This window comes from Streptomyces sp. NPDC008001 (assembly GCF_042958085.1).
Classification (GTDB): domain Bacteria; phylum Actinomycetota; class Actinomycetes; order Streptomycetales; family Streptomycetaceae; genus Streptomyces.
Genome location: NZ_JBIBIZ010000001.1, coordinates 1 through 16,418, shown reverse-complemented (window position 1 = coordinate 16,418; position 16,418 = coordinate 1). Strand labels below are relative to the sequence as shown.

Genomic DNA, 16,418 nt, shown 5'->3' with positions numbered 1-16,418 from the left:
CCCCTTGCCGGAAATACCGGCGACAGCTAGCCGAAACACCATGTGAACACGTGTCGTATAAACTTCGGGGACGAGGCGGAGAGTAGGCGCACGGCCCCGGCAGTCGGTGAGGTCCCGGCCCCCCTCCGACCCCGCACGCCGACAGCGCTGTCCGCACCCTGCCCCGCACCACGTGTCTCCGAAGTGAGAGGCGACCCACCATGCCGCTGCATGTCCCCCCTGCCCCTGCGCCCGCCCTGCGCAGTGTCCTGAGCGCCCTCGGATCCCCCTCCGCCGTCCGCGAGGCCCGCACCCCGTCACTGAAGGCCGCGCAAGGACCGCTCACCCCCGAACTCCCGCTGCCCGTCCACGTACTGGAACAGGTGACGGGCCGCGGAGGCGCACCGCGCAGCCGGCTCACCGGCTGGCGGTTCCTGATCCGCGGCGCCGAGCGGGTGGTGGCCGCCGGCGAGACGGTGCGGACGGCGGACGGCTGGGCGTTCGCGCACTTCTGCGAGGGCCCCTACCTCGCCTCCACGGAACGCGCGCTGCGGCAGGCGGAAGCCCTGGCGACCCCGTACCAGCCCCGGCTGCTGTCCGTGCCCGAGCTCTACATGCTCACTCTCTGGCTGCACGGCGACGTCAACGCCGACGCCGCCTCGGGACTGCCCGGCCCCGGCGACCTGCTGGTGCCGCTCGCCCCGGCGCCGCCGGGCATCGCCGCGCACCGTCCGCACCGGTTCAGCGAGTTGATGCCGGTCCTCACGCTCCGCCTGGCACCCGCCCCGCTGCTCAAGACCCCCGCCTGACCCCGTCACCGGCCCCGGGGGCCCCACCCTTCCCGCCACGCCTCACCCGCCCTTCTGCACGGGCCCTTCCCCTGTACGCCCCGCGGCCACCGCCGCGGGGCGTACACGTGTGCTCATCCTCATGGCCTAGCCCATACCGGCCACGCACAACCATCCGTCCGGACAGTCGTGTTGGGGGCAACCGCCCGCATGGGTGACGCGTCTCCAACGAGTGAGGAGCGCTGCCGGGAAATCCCTGCGGAATCTCGCCCGTGGGGCAACACTGGTATCGACCAACCGATTCGCCAACGGGGGGCGGCATGAATACCGAATCGAGCCGCAGGACAGCCACCACATCGCAGCGAAAGATCCCTCCCATGTGCCAGCACCAGCCCACGTGCCCCTCAGCCGACTCCGCCGACCGGGAAGCCGCGCACCTCGTGGCGCACCACCCGGAGCAGGGCTGGAGCCTGCTGTGCAACGGGGTCCTGCACTTCGAGGACACCGGTGAGCTGCTGCCGGACGGCCGGGTCATCGCACCTCACCGGCCACTGGACACGGGGAATGTGGTGACGGCCGCCTGAGCTCGCATCACCACGCACAGCACGGCACACGCACGCGCACACAGGCAGCACCGCACCTCACCCGCACAAAAGGGGCCGGCCCGGCGAGATCGCCGAACCGGCCCCGACCTGGTCCGGGCCCCTTGAGCGAGGCCCGTCCTCCCGGTCAGCCGTCGTAGTCCTCCAGCGGCGGGCAGGAGCACACCAGATTGCGGTCGCCGTACGCACCGTCGACGCGCCGCACCGGCGGCCAGTACTTGTCGGCGGCGGAGACCCCGGCGGGGAAGACCGCCTCCTCACGGCCGTACGCGTGCTCCCAGGCGCCGGTCACGGACGCGGCGGTGTGCGGGGCGTTGCGCAGGGGGTTGTCGTCCTTGCTCCACTCCCCCGAGCCGACCTTCTCGATCTCGGCACGGATCGCGATCATCGCCTCGCAGAAACGGTCCAGCTCGGCGATGTCCTCGCTCTCCGTGGGCTCGATCATCAGCGTGCCGGCCACCGGGAAGGACATCGTCGGCGCGTGGAAGCCGTAGTCGATGAGCCGCTTGGCGACGTCGTCGACGCTCACGCCGGTGGCCTTGGTCAGCGGCCGCAGGTCGACGATGCACTCGTGCGCCACCAGGCCGTTCGGGCCGGTGTAGAGCACGGGGTAGTGCGGCTCCAGGCGCTTGGCGATGTAGTTGGCGCCGAGCACCGCGACCTGGGTGGCGCGCTTGAGGCCCTCGCCGCCCATCAGCCGGACGTACGCCCAGGAGATCGGCAGGATGCCGGCCGAGCCCCACGGCGCCGCCGAGATCGGGCCGACGCCCGTCTCCGGGCCGGCGGTGGGCTGCAGCGGGTGGTTGGGGAGGTACGGGGCGAGGTGCGCGCGGACGGCCACCGGGCCGACGCCGGGACCGCCGCCGCCGTGCGGGATGCAGAAGGTCTTGTGCAGGTTGAGGTGCGAGACGTCGCCGCCGAACTCGCCCGGCCGGGCCAGGCCCACCAGGGCGTTGAGGTTGGCGCCGTCCACGTAGACCTGGCCGCCGGCCTCGTGCACGGCGGCGCAGATGTCGGCGACGTGCTCCTCGAAGACGCCGTGCGTCGACGGGTAGGTGATCATCAGGACGGCCAGCTCGTCGCGGTACTGCTCGATCTTGGCGCGCAGGTCCTGGATGTCGACCTCGCCGTCGTCCGCGGTCTTGACGACGACGACCTTCATGCCGGCCATCACGGCGCTCGCGGCGTTGGTGCCGTGCGCGGAGGACGGGATCAGGCAGACGGTGCGCTGCTCGTCGCCGTTGGCGCGGTGGTAGGCGCGCACGGCCAGCAGACCGGCGAGCTCGCCCTGGGAGCCTGCGTTCGGCTGGATGGAGACCTTGTCGTAGCCGGTGACCTCGGCGAGCCGCTCCTCCAGCTCGGTGATCAGCGTGACGTAGCCCTCGGCCTGCTCGACGGGGGCGAAGGGGTGCAGCGCGCCGAACTCGGGCCAGGTGACCGGCTCCATCTCGGTCGTGGCGTTGAGCTTCATGGTGCAGGAGCCGAGCGGGATCATGCCGCGGTCCAGGGCGTAGTCCCGGTCGGCGAGGCGGCGCAGGTAGCGCAGCATGGCCGTCTCGGAGCGGTGCTCGTGGAAGACCGGGTGCGTGAGGTAGTCACCGGTGCGCAGCAGGGCCTCGGGGAGCGCCTCGCCGGCCACGGCGTCGAGCGCCGCGACGTCCTCGGCGGTTCCCTGCACCCCGAACGCCGCCCAGACCGAGGCCAGGTGGGCGCGGGTGGTGGTCTCGTCGCAGGCGATGCCGACGTGGTCGGCGTCGGTCAGGCGCAGGTTGACGCCGCGCTCGCGGGCGGCCTCGACGACCTCGGCGGCCCGGCCGGGGACGCGCGCGGTCAGGGTGTCGAAGTAGGTGCCGTGGACGAGCTCGACGCCGCCCTTCACCAGGCCCGCGGCGAGGATCGCGGCGTAGCGGTGGGTGCGGCGGGCGATCGCGGCCAGGCCCTCGGGGCCGTGGTAGACGGCGTACATGCCGGCCATGACGGCGAGGAGCACCTGGGCGGTGCAGATGTTGCTGGTGGCCTTCTCGCGGCGGATGTGCTGCTCGCGGGTCTGCAGGGCCAGGCGGTAGGCCTTGTTGCCGTCGGCGTCGACGGAGACGCCGACGAGGCGGCCGGGGAGGCTGCGGGCGAACTGCTCGCGCACGGCCATGAATCCGGCGTGCGGGCCGCCGAAGCCCATGGGAACGCCGAAGCGCTGGGTGGTGCCGACCGCGATGTCCGCGCCGAGCTCGCCGGGCGGGGTGAGCAGGGTCAGGGCGAGCAGGTCGGCGGCGACGGTGACGATCGCGCCGAGCTCGTGGGCGCGCCCGATGACCGGGCGCAGGTCGCGTACGGCACCGGAGGCGCCGGGGTACTGCAGGAGGACGCCGAAGACGCCGCGCTCGGCGATCTCGTCGGGGATGCCGGCGGTGAGGTCGGCGACGACGACCTCGACGCCGGTCGGCTCGGCGCGGGTCTCGATGACCGCGACGGTCTGCGGGAGGGTGTCGGCGTCGATGAGGAAGACGCCGTTCTTGACCTTGCCGACGCGGCGGGACAGGGACATGGCCTCGGCGGCTGCGGTGCCCTCGTCGAGGAGGGAGGCGCCGGAGGTGGGCAGCCCGGTGAGGTCGGCCACGACCGTCTGGAAGTTGAGGAGGGCCTCGAGGCGGCCCTGGGAGATCTCGGGCTGGTAGGGCGTGTAGGCCGTGTACCAGGCGGGGTTCTCCATGACGTTGCGCAGGATCACGGGCGGGGTGAACGTGCCGTGGTAGCCGAGGCCGATCATCGGGGCGAGGACCTGGTTGCGGTCGGCGAGCGTCCGCAGCTCGGCGAGCACCTCGGCCTCGCTGCGGGCCTCGGGCAGGGCCAGGGCTCCCACGCTCTTGATCACTTCCGGCACGGCGGCGGCGGTGAGTTCGTCGAGCGAGCCGAAGCCGACCTGGGCGAGCATCTTGGCCTGCGCCTCGGCGTCGGGCCCTATGTGGCGGCGCTCGAACGGGGTGTCCCGCTCCAGGTCGGAAAGGGAGATGCGGTGAGCGGTCATCTGCGGAGGCCTCCTGGTCGTTGCGACCTGCGAGGGGTACCACGGCGCGGGTACCCGGACGGCCTCCCCCTCTGTCATCTCAACCTGAGAGCTTCACCGGCCCGCGGCAGGCGCGGCCCGGCTTTCACCGTCGGTGAGGAGGGGCTTCGGCGCTGTGGCTGACCGGGCCCGCCCTGCTTTCCAGAGTGACCTCGTCCGTGCGGTACCGGGTGCCTGAGAGATTCCGGGGAGGATTTGCTCCTTCGGCGCCTCCGCTCCGCCCCGCTGGGGGCTTCCGGAGGACTCTCCCGCACGGATTCTGCGGCCACTCGCCAGCCTACCAGCGCGGCTTTACCGGCGGATCTCCCGAGTGGCCGCTTCCCGCTTTGTGTTTTTGGGTGGGAAGAGGCGCCGATTCTGGGAGGAAACCGTGCAGAGCGACATCGATCCCCGGAGCTTGATCGGCCGGAAGGTCTTCGACCGCGACGGGTCGAAGGTCGGCACGGTGGACGAGGTCTACCTCGACGACGCGACGGGCGAACCGCTGTGGGCGGCGGTACGGACCGGGTTCTTCCGGCGGGACGCCTTCGTTCCCCTGGCACCCAGCGAAATCACCGGGGAAAGCCTGCGCACCCCGTACGACCGGGCCTTGATCAAGGAAGCCCCGGACTTCGGCGTCGGCCGCCACCTCTCCCCCGAACAGGAACTCCAGCTCTACCACCACTACCGCCTCCCCATCCCCGGCACGGGGCCGGCCGCGGCCGGGGGGCCGGGGCCGGGTTCGGCGGGACCGCCCGCGGGGCCGGGGGCGGATGGCGGGCCGGGGGCGGGCACGGGCCCGGGATCGGGGTCGGGATCGCCTCCCGGGCCTGGTCCCGCTACGGGGCCGGGATCGGCTACGGGTCCGGGCTGGATGCAGGGGCGGGACCGGATCCCGGGCGGGGGCCTGCTCTAGGGACGGGCTCCGGTGCGGGCGGGCCGGAGCCGCATACCGGGCGGGGATCCGCTCTACGGGGGGGGCCGCTCGCAGGCCAGGCGCCGCGGGGCCGTGCCGGTTCCAGAGCGGGAGCGGGAGCCGTGGCCTGCCCTACGGGCTGGAGCCGCTCCCGGGCCGGGGCCGTGCGGGCCGGGCCAGTCACAGGGCCCGGGCCGGAGCCGTCACCTGCCCTCCGCGCGGGGACCACCGCACAGCAGGGACCGGATTCACGGCCGAAGCCCAATCCCGGGCACGGATCTCCCCTACGGGATGGAGCCGCCGCCGGGGCCACTGCGGGCCGGCCCCGGCGGCGGCCACCGGTCGGTGCCTACGCCGCCGCGCCGCTCTTCGGGGAGGCCGGGCCGGGGGGCTCCGGGGTGGCGGGGGCGCCTCCCGTCCCGTCCGGGGCGGCGCCCGGCAGGGCCGTCCTCACGAGCGGGAGCGGCTCGGCCGGTTCCAGTGCCGGGTCGTCGACGGCGAACGTCCGTACCCGGCCCGGCTCGGACCAGGGCGTCTCGAAGCGCACCGTGACCCGGCCGACGCCGCTGCCCTGCACCCACCCCGCCCCGTACTCGGCGTGGCACACGTCCAGGCCCGGCAGCCAGCGCCGCGGCCGCTCCGCCGCGCCCGCAGCCTCCCCCGGCTCCGTGCCGGAACCCCGCCCCGCCTCAGCCGCCGCGGCGCCCCCCGCATCCACCGCCTGCGCGGCAGCTGCCGCCTCGCTCGCGGCCTGCGCGAAGAGGTCCTCCTGGGTGTAGTCGGCGAGGCCGCTGACCCCGACGCCGAGCAGCCGGACCCCCGTCGTGGTGTCGACGCCCTCGATCAGCCGGGCCGCCGCCTCCCGGACCACCGCGGGATCGTCCGTCGGGCCGCGCAGGGTCTCGGAGCGGGTCAGCGTGGAGAAGTCGTAGCTGCGCACCTTGATGACGACGGTGCGCCCCGACCGGCCGGCCGCGCGCAGCCGCTGCACGCAGCGGTCGGCGAGCCGGGAGATCTCCAGCTGCACCCGGGTGCGGTCGGTGAGGTCCTCCTCGAAGGTGTCCTCCACGGACACGGACTTGGCGTCGCGCTCGGCGACGACCGGACGGTCGTCGTGCCCGGTGGCCAGGGCGTACAGCCCCGCGCCGTGGGCCTTGCCCAGCAGCCGCACCAGCTCCGCCTCGCCCGCCTCCGCCGTCTCGGCGACGGTCGTGATGCCGGCCCGGCGCAGCGTCTCGGCGGTGGCGGGGCCGACGCCCGGGATGACGCGCACGGACATGGGCGACAGCAGCCCCATCTCGGTGCCGGGCTCGATGAGGAGCAGGCCGTCGGGCTTGGCCTCCTCGGAGGCGATCTTCGCCAGCATCTTGGAGGCGGCGAGCCCCACCGAGCCGCTGAGACCCGTCGCCGCGCGGATGTCCCGCCGCAGGCGCTCGCCCACCGCCCGGACGGCCGCGGCGGTGGGCTCGACGCCGCCGGCCTCCAGGTCCACGAACGCCTCGTCGAGGCTGAGCGGCTCCACCAGCGGGGACAGCGCGCCGAGCAGGCCCATCACCACCTCGCTGACCTCGCGGTAGAGCGTGAACCGCGGGGTGAGGTAGGCGGCGTTGGGGCAGAGCCTGCGGGCCTGGGCCGTGGCCATCGCGGAGCGGATGCCGAAGACCCGCGCCTCGTACGACGCGGTGGCCACCACACCGCGCGGCCCGATCCCGCCCACAACCACGGGCTTCCCGCGCAGGCTGGGCTTGGCCGCCTGCTCGGCCGAAGCGTAGAAAGCATCCATGTCGAGATGCAGGATGGTGGGCGCGCCTCTCACGACACCGATGCTGCCGCATGCCACTGACAATCGCACGCACGTTCGTTCGGCGGGCGGAGGCCTCGCAGGTCAGCCGACGCGGTTGCGGCGCCGCGCCAGCTCGTCCGCGGGGTTCGGGCGGATGAGCGTTTCGCCGGTGTCCACGCGCTCGCCGTGCAGCTGGGACAGCGCGCTCTCGACATCGCGCCACACGACGCCCACGGCGATCCCGAAGACGCCCTGGCCGCCCTGGAGGAGATCGACGACCTCATCGGGCGAGGTGCACTCGTAGACCGTCGCCCCGTCGCTCATCAGCGTCATCCGCGGCAGGTCGGCCACGCCGCGCGAGCGCAGGTGCTGGACGGCCGTGCGGATGTTCTGCAGGGAGACCCCCGTGTCCAGCAACCGCTTCACGATCTTGAGGACGACCACGTCCCGGAAGCTGTACAGCCGCTGGGTGCCCGACCCGTACGCGGGCCGCACGCTCGGCTCGACCAGGCCCGTACGCGCCCAGTAGTCGAGCTGGCGGTAGGTGATGCCGGCCGCGGCACACGCCGTCGGCCCTCGGTAGCCGATGAGATCGGCCTCCGGCCCCCGCGGCGTGGTGACCGCCGCCGGGGTCGCCGGACGGGGTGCCTGTTCGACCGCTCCCCCGAACAGCGGATACGGACTGCCGACCGCCGTCCCGTCGCCCATGCTTCTCACGCCGACCTCCGTCCTTGACCTGCCCTCTCGACGGTAGGCAGTCACCAGGGGTGCGTCAACGATCGCCACACTCGGCACGCCGAGTGATAATCACCCAGAGAGTGGTTTTGCGTGCCCCTGCGCCGGGAATGGCTAATCGAATGCGCCGCGGCGGACCGTCTCGCGCCGCCCTGCCGCCCGCCGCTCCGGCCGGCTCACTGGCTGCTGGAGCCGAAGTCCTCCGGCGAGATCTGGTCGAGGAACTCGCGGAACTTCTCGACCTCGTCCTCCTGCTCGTCCGGGATGGCGATCCCGGCGTCGTCCAGCACGCCGTCACTGCCGTAGATCGGCGTGCCGGTGCGCAGGGCCAGCGCTATGGCGTCGGACGGCCTCGCGCTGACCTCCACGCCGCTGGCGAAGACGAGCTCCGCGTAGAAGACACCCTCGCGCAGGTCCGTGATCCGGACCTCCGTGAGCTGCTGGCCGACCGCTTCCAGCACGTCCTTGAAAAGGTCGTGGGTCAGCGGGCGGGCCGGGGCCATGCCCTGCTGGGCAAAGGCAATGGCCGTCGCCTCTCCCGGTCCGATCCAGATCGGGAGGTAGCGGTCGCCTCCCACTTCACGCAGGAGCACGATCGGCTGGTTGGAGGGCATTTCCACCCGGACACCCACGACATCGAGCTCGTTCACACAGCAACCCTAGGACGTGCCCGGCAGGTTTGGGTAGTCGGGCATCCGCCGGTCAGTGCGAGCCCGCGTGCAGGGCGGCCTGCACGAGCGCCGCGTGCAGGCGCACGGACAGCGTGGCGAGCTCGCGCGTGGTGGCCTCGGCATGGGCCCTGGTCTGCGGATTACGGTGCCGCCGCAGTGGTGCGACCACCTGTTCGACAAGACCGGCCTGGCGGTCGGCGGCGGCCTTCATGGCGCGAAGATGGCGCGGCTCCAGGCCGAAACGGCCCAGGTCCGCCACGAGGCGCGCCACGGCCACCGCATCTGCGCCGAATCCGCCGTCCGGGTGGGGCGTGACCAGCCCGTACGACTCCCACTCCGCGAGGTCACCCTCCGTGACACCCGTGGTGCTCAGCAGCTCTTCCCGGCCGATCCGGGCAGCCGGGGAAGGCACCGGAGCGCCCGGCTCCGTGCCGGCCGGCACTGCGCCGGCGTCGGCCCCGGACGGGCCCGCGGCCCCGCCGTCGACGGCCACGAGGGCGGCGTCGCGCGGCTTCGCGGGGGCGGGCAGCTGCGGCGTCTCGCCCCGCTCGCGGGCCTCCAGGTGCTCCTTGATGACCCGCAGAGGAAGATAGTGATCACGCTGCATGCGCAGCACGCAGCCGAGCCGCTCCACGTCCTCCGTACTGAACTTGCGGTATCCGGACGGCGTGCGCTGCGGCTCCACCAGGCCCTCCGCCTCCAGGAAACGAATCTTGGAGATGGTGACCTCGGGAAACTCCTCGCGCAGCAGATTGAGCACCGTACCGATGCTCACCAGCCGCCCTTCCGCTCCGGCGGCACCGGTAGACCCGGCACCGCCCGACGGTGTTCGAAGCATGGCCCTTCCTTGGGGTCTCCTCCCCCGGACGGGATCCGGGAGAGGGTCAGATGCCCCGCTGGCTGCCGTAGAAGACCAGCCGGTACTTACCGATCTGGACCTCGTCGCCACTGCTCAGCGGCGTCGAGTCGATCCGCTCGCGGTTGACGTAGGTGCCGTTGAGGCTGCCGACGTCGGAGACGGTGAAGCCGCCGTCCTGGCCTCTGCGGAACTCGACGTGCCGGCGCGAGACCGTGACGTCGTCCAGGAAGATGTCGCTCTGCGGGTGCCGGCCCGCCGTGGTGATCTCGCTGTCCAGCAGGAACCGGCTGCCGGAGTTCGGCCCGCGGCGGACCACCAGCAGCGCCGAACCCACCGGCAGGGCGTCGACGGCGGCCTGCGCCTCCGGGGAGAGCGACGGGATCGGCGTCTGGCCGGTGGTCTCGGAGTCGTACGCCTCGAGACCGGAGATGGAGATGGTCGAGGTCGTCTCCGAGGCGCGCTCGGCCACGGCACCGGGCCGCAGCGGAGCACCGCAATTGGAGCAGAACCGGCTCGCCTCGGCGTTCCGGTGACCGCACCTCGTGCAAACCGGCAAGGCAGACCCTCCGTACGAGCTCGAGGTCGCTGGTGCCCCGAAACCTATGCGCCCGGTGGCGGCAGGGTCAACAGCCGACCCGCCCGGAATGTCTCCTCCCGGAGCCGCCGTCTCATCCCGGAACAGCGGGCGCTCCTCGGGGGCGCCTCCCTGGTCCCGGCCACCCTCTGCGGGGCGCGACGCACGGTGGCGGGCGCTGCCACCGTCCTGGCGTGCGCTCTTGCCGAACAACTTCGCAAACAACTTCACGGGCGATTCCCCTTGACCGAAACAGACCCGCCCGTGGGGCAGGACAAACCCTCGATGCACACACCGTCCGACCTGGACATCCATACAACGTCCGTGGTCAACAGACAGTTTCCACCACGCACCCTCGACTTGGTGCGCCGACCCCCCGCAAGCTCATGGCCTCCCTCTGAAGCCCGCATGACCGCCCGCCTCACTGCGATGACGACCGAGCGTAGTCAGGCCGCTTCGCCGGGCGCAAGGCGTCCACAATGATCTTCTCAGACCGCTGGACCGAGACGCCCGCCTGCTCCTTCTCCAGCGTCTGCACCACACCACCGGGGATGTTGAGCGCCGGCTCCAGGTCCTGCGGCTTGCCGATCACCTTGAACCGGTAGGGCTGGGAGACCTTCTTGCCGTCGATCTCCACCCTCCCCGCCGCACCCGAGAAGAAGGTGTTGGCGGCCACCCGCACGTCATTGATCTGGATGGCCTCGGCGCCGGCGGCCCGCAGCTCCTGGATGGTGTCCAGCAGCTTGTCGGCCTCGACGGCGCCCTTGGGGTCGCTCACCGTGAGCTCGATGCCCGGCCCCTGCGCCGCCACCGTACCCGCGAGCACGCCGAGCTGCTGTTCTTTTTGCGCGGTCTGCTTGCGTGCCTCGGCGGCCTGGTTGGAGCTGCTCTCCAGCTCGGTGCGCTGGTTCTCCAGCCGCCGCTTCTCGTCCTCCAGCCGCTTCGTGCGGTTGTCGAGCTCGTCCAGGATCCGTACGAGGTCCTCCTGCCGGGCCCCGCGCAGCGCGCTGTTGTCACTGGTCGACCGGACCTGGATGGCCAGGCCCAGGCCCAGGACGCACAGCAGCACCGCCACGGTGAGCTGGGCCCGCGTCAGCCGCGGCGGCCAGAGGCTGCTCACCAGGCGCTGACGGCCGGTCACCGGCGCTGGGGCCGCCGCAGGGGGCTCGGGCGCGGGCCCGGCCGGGGGCCCGGGAACACGCCCCGGCCCAGGCCCGGGCTCCGGTCCGGGCTCGGCGCCCGGTGCGGACCCGGCGTCAGAAACCGGCTCCGGCCCGGGCACTCCCGGCTTCTCCGGCCTGTCCGGCTTGTCACTCGCTCCTGACTTACCCGCCGTATCGCCCTTACCGGGCTTTGCGGCTTTCTTCGGTCCTTCGGTAGGCGCTCCCCCGGCAGGCGTCCCTTCACCGGGCGTCCCTTCGCCGGGCGTCCCTTCGCGGGGCGTCTTCCCCGTCGGCTCCTCCTCGGGAGCCGGCCCGCCGGGCGTGTTGTCGTCGTTGCTCATCGGCCTCACGCCCGGAAGACGTGCCGGCGAATCGCGGCCGCGTTGGAGAAGATGCGGATGCCGAGGACGACCACGACACCGGTGGAGAGCTGGGCCCCGACGCCGAGCTTGTCGCCCAGGAAGACGATCAGCGCGGCCACGACCACGTTGGACAGGAAGGACACGACGAACACCTTGTCGTCGAAGATCCCGTCCAGCATCGCCCGGAGGCCGCCGAACACCGCGTCGAGCGCCGCCACGACGGCGATGGGAAGGTAGGGCTCGACCACCGTCGGCACCACGGGTCGGACGACCAGTCCGACCACGACTCCCACGACGAGCCCCAATACGGCGATCACGATGTGCCCTTCCCTGTGTCGGTGGCGCGACCCGCCGCGCCACCCTCCTGCGGCTGTGCGGTACGTACGATCAGGCTCGGCGCGGCGGGCAGCCGCACCTCTCCCTGAGCGGAAATGCTGTAGCGGACCCCGTAGTTCTGCTGCAGAGCACGCAGGTACTGACCGTCGGCGCTGCGCTGGAAGGCATTGGCCAGCCGCTGTCCGTCACCGACCGCCAGCACCGTGTACGGCGGCACCAGCGGCCTGTTGTCCACCAGTATGGCGTCACCCGCGGCCCGGATCGCCGACAGCGCCGTCAGCCGCTGCCCGTTCACCGAGACCGCCTCCGCGCCGGACTGCCACAGGCCGTTGACAATGCGCTGCATGTCACGGTCGCGCACCCGGCCCGTGTCCGAGAAGCCGTTGCTCTCGCGCGGCCCGCCGCCACCGCCCGGCTTCGTCTGCTTGGCGTCGTCCACGACCAGCTTGACCCCGGGCCCCTGCACGGTGGTCGCGCCCGCGAGCAGCGCCACCAGGTCGGCCTTGTCCCCGCCGTGCTTCTCGAGGACGTCGCGCTGCTTGGTGCCGACGGCGTCCCGCAGGGTGTCGACGTTCTTCTGCAGCGTGTCGGCCGCCGAGGTCTCCCGTTCGATGCGGTCGATGAGCTGCTGACGCTCCTTGGCCAGCGTCGGTGCCGATATCTGCGCCTGCGCCGCCCCCAGCGTCACCACCACCGCGGCGAGCAGCAGGGCGGCCGCGAGCCCCAGCTTGGCCCGCAGCGGGCTCGGCAGCCTGCTGCCGCCGGCGGCCTTCCGTCTCGCCGCAGCCTCGGCATAGCCGTCGTCGAGGCTGTGGTCCATCACGTTGGTCAGCAGCGACATGGAGGCATCAGGGCGCGGAGCCGGCGGGGCCGTGCTCCGAACGGGGGGCTGCTGCGACATGCCGCACATCGTCGCACGTCGGGGGCGCCGTCTCCCAATGGCCCCACCGGCGCGCCGGAGGCGGGATCGCTCCGGCACCGGTCCGGCCCCAAGGAGACGGCGCCCACCGGGTCCTGACCCGGCGTGGGCGTCAGCGCCCGGCGCCGTCCACGACCGCCGACCACTCGTCGAGCAGGGCCTGCGCCGAGGCGTCGTCCGGCCCCTCGGCCCACAGGTGGGTCACCGCCTCGGCCGGGTCCGGCAGCACCATGACCCAGCGCCCGTCGGCCTCCACGACCCGCACGCCGTCGGTCGTGTCCACGTGCCGGTCCCCGGCCGCCTCGACCACGGACCGCATCACGAGCCCCTTCACGGCCCACGGCGTCGGCAGGTCGCGGCGGAGGACGTGGGCACGGGGGATGCGGGCGTCTATCTGGCTGAGCGTGAGCTGCGTGCGCGCCACCAGACCGATCAGCCGGACGAACGCGGCGGTGCCGTCGAAGACGCTGCTGGACTCCGGGACGATGAAGCCGCCGCGGCCGTCCCCGCCGAAGATCGTGGTGTCCGCACGGCCGACCCTGGTCAGGTCGTCGGGCGAGGTCGTCGTCCACTCGACCTGGGTGCCGTGGTACGCCGCCACCTGCTCGGCGATGCGCGTGGTGGTCACCGGCAGCGCCACCTTGCCGCTGCGCCGCTCGGCGGCGACCAGGTCCAGCAGGACGAGCAGGGCCCGGTCGTCCTCCACGATCCGGCCGCGCTCGTCGACCAGGGAGAGGCGCTCGCCCACCGGGTCGAACCGCACGCCGAACGCGGCACGGGCCGACGCCACGATCTCCCCGAGCCGCACGAGGGCGGAACGGCGGTCGTCCGCGGTCTCGGTGGGCCGGGACTCGTCCAGCCCCGGGTTGATGGTGAACGCCTCGACACCGAGCCGGCCGAGCAGGCTGGGCAGGACGAGGCCGGCGCTGCCGTGCGCCGCGTCCACCACGACCTTGAGCCCGGCCTCGCGGACGCCGCTGGTGTCCACGGACCTCAGCAGTGAGCCCGTGTACGAGTCGTAGACGCTGGAGGGGAAGGAGAGGTCGCCGATCTCCCCGGGGAAGGCCCGCCGGTACTCCTGGCGGGCGTAGACCCGGTCGAGCTTGCGCTGCCCGGCCTGGGAGAGGTCGGCGCCGCGCTCGTCGAAGAACATGATGTCGACCGAGTCGGGCACCCCCGGCGTCGTACGGATCATGATGCCGCCGGCGCTGCCGCGGGCCGTCTGCTGGCGGGCCACCGGCAGCGGCACGTTCTCCAGGTCGCGCACGTCTATGGCGCTGGCCTGCAACGCGGAGATCACGGCGCGCTTGAGCGCTCTCGCACCACGGGAGTGGTCACGGGCCGTGGTGACGGTGGAGCCCTTCTTGAGCGTCGTCGCGTACGCGCCGGCGAGCCGTACGGCGAGCTCGGGCGTGATCTCCACGTTGAGGATGCCGGAGACCCCCCGCGCGCCGAAGAGATGGGCCTGGCCGCGGGACTCCCAGATCACCGAGGTGTTGACGAACGCGCCCGCCTCGATGGTCTTGAACGGGTAGACGCGGACGTTGCCCTGAATAATCGATTCCTCACCGACCAGGCACTCGTCGCCGATGACGGCGCCGTCCTCGATCCGGGAGGCGCGCATGATGTCGGTGTTCTTGCCGATGACGCAGCCGCGCAGGTTGCTCTGCTGGCCGATGTAGACGTTGTCGTGGACGACGGTCTTGTGGAGGAAGGCCCCGCTCTTGACGACGACATTGGAGCCGACGACGGTGTGCTCGCGGATTTCGGCGCCGGCTTCGACCTTGGCGTAGTCGCCGATGTACAGCGGCCCGCGGAGGGCGGCGTCGGGGTGGACCTCGGCCCCTTCGGCGACCCAGACGCCGGGCGAGATCTCGAAACCGTCTATGTCGACGTCGACCCTGCCTTCGAGCACGTCGGCCTGGGCCTTCACATAGCTCTCGTGCGTGCCGACGTCCTCCCAGTAGCCCTCGGCCACATAGCCGTAGACCGGCTTGCCCTCCTTCATCAGCTGGGGGAAGACATCACCGGACCAGTCGACGGGGACGTCGGGCCGGACGTAGTCGAAGACCTCGGGCTCCATGACGTAGATGCCCGTGTTCACGGTGTCGGAGAAGACCTGGCCCCAGGTGGGCTTTTCGAGGAAGCGGTCGACCTTGCCGTCCTCGTCGACGATGGTGATGCCGAATTCCAGGGGATTGGGAACACGGGTGAGGCAGACGGTGACCAGTGCGCCCTTCTCCTTGTGGAAACGGATGAGGTCGGTCAGGTCGAAATCGGTGAGGGCGTCTCCGGAGATCACCAGGAAGGCGTCGTCCTTCAGTGCTTCCTCGGCGTTCTTGACGCTGCCCGCGGTGCCGAGTGGCTTTTCCTCATTGGCATAGGTGAGCTCCATGCCGAGCTCTTCGCCGTCCCCGAAGTAGTTCCTGACGAGGGAGGCGAGGAACTGGACTGTCACCACGGTCTCGGTGAGTCCGTGCCGCTTGAGCAGTCGCAGCACATGCTCCATGATCGGGCGGTTGGCGACCGGTAGGAGCGGCTTGGGCATGCTCGAGGTCATGGGGCGAAGGCGAGTGCCTTCACCACCGGCCATCACGACGGCCTTCATGTCGGAAGCGTCCTCCTTGCGCGACGACGGTCAAGCCGAACAGAACGCCCGGGGACGGCCGGAGGTGCGGCCGGAGTCTGCGCCGGGCTCAGTCGGCCGTGGTGTCCGCCTTGACCAAGCGGCGGACCTGGACCACGTAGAGGATCCCTGCCCACCAATAGAGGGTTGTACCCCATCCGGCGAACGCCCATCCGAAAATCGCGGCGAGTGACGGCAACCAGCCGTGTCCGTCACTGAGAAGCAGCAACGGGAACGCGTACATCAGGTTGAAGGTCGCGGCCTTGCCGAGGAAGTTCACCTGCGGCGGCGGATAGCCGTGGCGCCTCAGAATCCACACCATGACCAGCAGCATCGCTTCCCGGGCGATGAGGGCGGCGGTCAGCCACAACGGCAGGATCTCACGCCAGGTCAGGCCGAAGAGGGTGGAAAGGATGTAGAGCCGGTCGGCGGCGGGGTCGAGCAGCCGGCCGAGGCTGCTGATCTGATTCCAGCGCCGGGCGAGCTTTCCGTCGAGATAGTCACTGACACCGCTGAGGGCCAGGACGAGGAGCGCCCACCCGTCGTGCTCCTGGAGAATCAGCCACAGGAAGAGAGGGACGCCGACCAGGCGCGCCATGCTGAGGATGTTCGGGATGGTGAGGACGCGGTCGGTCTGGACTCGCGTCTCCTGGACCTCCACCCGGGGGCCTCCTGTGGGAAATATGCGAACGATACCCCCTGACCTTACCCTCCGGTGTGGTGCGGCAGTGGCGAGGGGCGGACGGGTACAACGCAAAAAAGCCTCAGGCCCGGGATAAATATCCCAGGCCTGAGGCTAATAATAGTTCGGCGGCGTCCTACTCTCCCACACGGTCCCCCATGCAGTACCATCGGCGCTGAAAGGCTTAGCTTCCGGGTTCGGAATGTAACCGGGCGTTTCCCTAACGCTATGACCACCGAAACACTATGAAATTCGAACCGCCGCACCCCGCAGGGGGCGTGTTCGTTACTTCAGAACTAACACAGTGGACGCGAGCAACTGAGGACAAGCCCTCGGCCTATTAGTACCAGTCAGCTCCAACCGTTACCGGTCTTCCACACCTG

General features: G+C 71.5%; 13 protein-coding genes, 1 rRNA gene, 1 pseudogene and 1 riboswitch. Of the genes and pseudogenes, 3 read left to right on the top strand and 12 right to left on the bottom strand.

The window, feature by feature from the left end; all coding sequences use genetic code 11:
• Positions 1 to 200: 200 nt before the first annotated feature.
• Entirely contained in the window at positions 201 to 788 is a 588-nt protein-coding gene (locus ACFZCD_RS00075; RefSeq protein WP_391826172.1) for a hypothetical protein, read from the top strand.
• A gap of 356 nt (positions 789 to 1,144) precedes the next feature.
• On the top strand, positions 1,145 to 1,351 hold the full coding sequence (locus ACFZCD_RS00070) for a DUF5999 family protein (protein ID WP_391826170.1): 207 nt from the start codon (positions 1,145 to 1,147) through the stop codon (positions 1,349 to 1,351).
• A gap of 145 nt (positions 1,352 to 1,496) precedes the next feature.
• Here ACFZCD_RS00070 and gcvP read toward each other — a convergent pair whose 3' ends face one another.
• Positions 1,497 to 4,391 (bottom strand): aminomethyl-transferring glycine dehydrogenase, encoded by a 2,895-nt coding sequence (gene gcvP, locus ACFZCD_RS00065; RefSeq protein WP_391826168.1) that lies wholly within the window; start codon positions 4,389 to 4,391, stop codon positions 1,497 to 1,499.
• 190 nt (positions 4,392 to 4,581) lie between these two features.
• Positions 4,582 to 4,691, bottom strand: a riboswitch (glycine riboswitch).
• A gap of 109 nt (positions 4,692 to 4,800) precedes the next feature.
• On the opposite strand from gcvP, the pseudogene ACFZCD_RS00060 reads away from it, so the two are divergent.
• Positions 4,801 to 5,172 (top strand): annotated as a pseudogene (locus tag ACFZCD_RS00060) (PRC-barrel domain-containing protein); the annotation flags it as partial.
• Positions 5,173 to 5,674: 502 nt separating this feature from the next.
• Here the strand turns inward: ACFZCD_RS00060 and ACFZCD_RS00055 are convergent.
• The 11 genes from ACFZCD_RS00055 to rrf all read right to left on the bottom strand — a co-directional run bounded on the left by ACFZCD_RS00055 (position 5,675) and on the right by rrf (position 16,275).
• Positions 5,675 to 7,141, bottom strand: a complete 1,467-nt coding sequence (locus ACFZCD_RS00055) for a DNA polymerase IV (protein WP_391826166.1) — start codon at positions 7,139 to 7,141, stop codon at positions 5,675 to 5,677.
• A gap of 69 nt (positions 7,142 to 7,210) precedes the next feature.
• On the bottom strand, positions 7,211 to 7,825 hold the full coding sequence (locus ACFZCD_RS00050; protein ID WP_391826164.1) for a MerR family transcriptional regulator: 615 nt from the start codon (positions 7,823 to 7,825) through the stop codon (positions 7,211 to 7,213).
• Positions 7,826 to 8,019: 194 nt separating this feature from the next.
• On the bottom strand, positions 8,020 to 8,493 hold the full coding sequence (locus ACFZCD_RS00045) for a bifunctional nuclease family protein (protein WP_030364453.1): 474 nt from the start codon (positions 8,491 to 8,493) through the stop codon (positions 8,020 to 8,022).
• 52 nt (positions 8,494 to 8,545) lie between these two features.
• Positions 8,546 to 9,352, bottom strand: coding sequence for a MerR family transcriptional regulator (locus ACFZCD_RS00040; protein ID WP_391826162.1), 807 nt, complete (start codon positions 9,350 to 9,352; stop codon positions 8,546 to 8,548).
• Between the two features lie 46 nt (positions 9,353 to 9,398).
• Complete coding sequence (locus tag ACFZCD_RS00035) at positions 9,399 to 10,262, bottom strand: FHA domain-containing protein (RefSeq protein ID WP_391826160.1); 864 nt, start codon at positions 10,260 to 10,262, stop codon at positions 9,399 to 9,401.
• Between the two features lie 106 nt (positions 10,263 to 10,368).
• Entirely contained in the window at positions 10,369 to 11,451 is a 1,083-nt protein-coding gene (locus ACFZCD_RS00030) for a DUF881 domain-containing protein (protein ID WP_391826158.1), read from the bottom strand.
• Between the two features lie 5 nt (positions 11,452 to 11,456).
• A complete protein-coding gene (locus ACFZCD_RS00025) occupies positions 11,457 to 11,789 on the bottom strand; it encodes a small basic family protein (protein WP_030364457.1) in 333 nt (110 codons plus the stop codon).
• On the bottom strand, positions 11,786 to 12,709 hold the full coding sequence (locus tag ACFZCD_RS00020; protein WP_391826156.1) for a DUF881 domain-containing protein: 924 nt from the start codon (positions 12,707 to 12,709) through the stop codon (positions 11,786 to 11,788). The genes ACFZCD_RS00025 and ACFZCD_RS00020 overlap by 4 nt, the downstream gene beginning before the upstream one ends.
• Positions 12,710 to 12,839: 130 nt before the next feature.
• Positions 12,840 to 15,335, bottom strand: a complete 2,496-nt coding sequence (locus tag ACFZCD_RS00015) for a sugar phosphate nucleotidyltransferase (protein WP_391826154.1) — start codon at positions 15,333 to 15,335, stop codon at positions 12,840 to 12,842.
• An 88-nt stretch (positions 15,336 to 15,423) separates the two neighbouring features.
• Positions 15,424 to 16,014 (bottom strand): CDP-alcohol phosphatidyltransferase family protein, encoded by a 591-nt coding sequence (locus tag ACFZCD_RS00010; protein ID WP_391826152.1) that lies wholly within the window; start codon positions 16,012 to 16,014, stop codon positions 15,424 to 15,426.
• Positions 16,015 to 16,158: 144 nt separating this feature from the next.
• Positions 16,159 to 16,275 (bottom strand): 5S ribosomal RNA (gene rrf / locus ACFZCD_RS00005).
• Positions 16,276 to 16,418 lie beyond the last annotated feature (143 nt).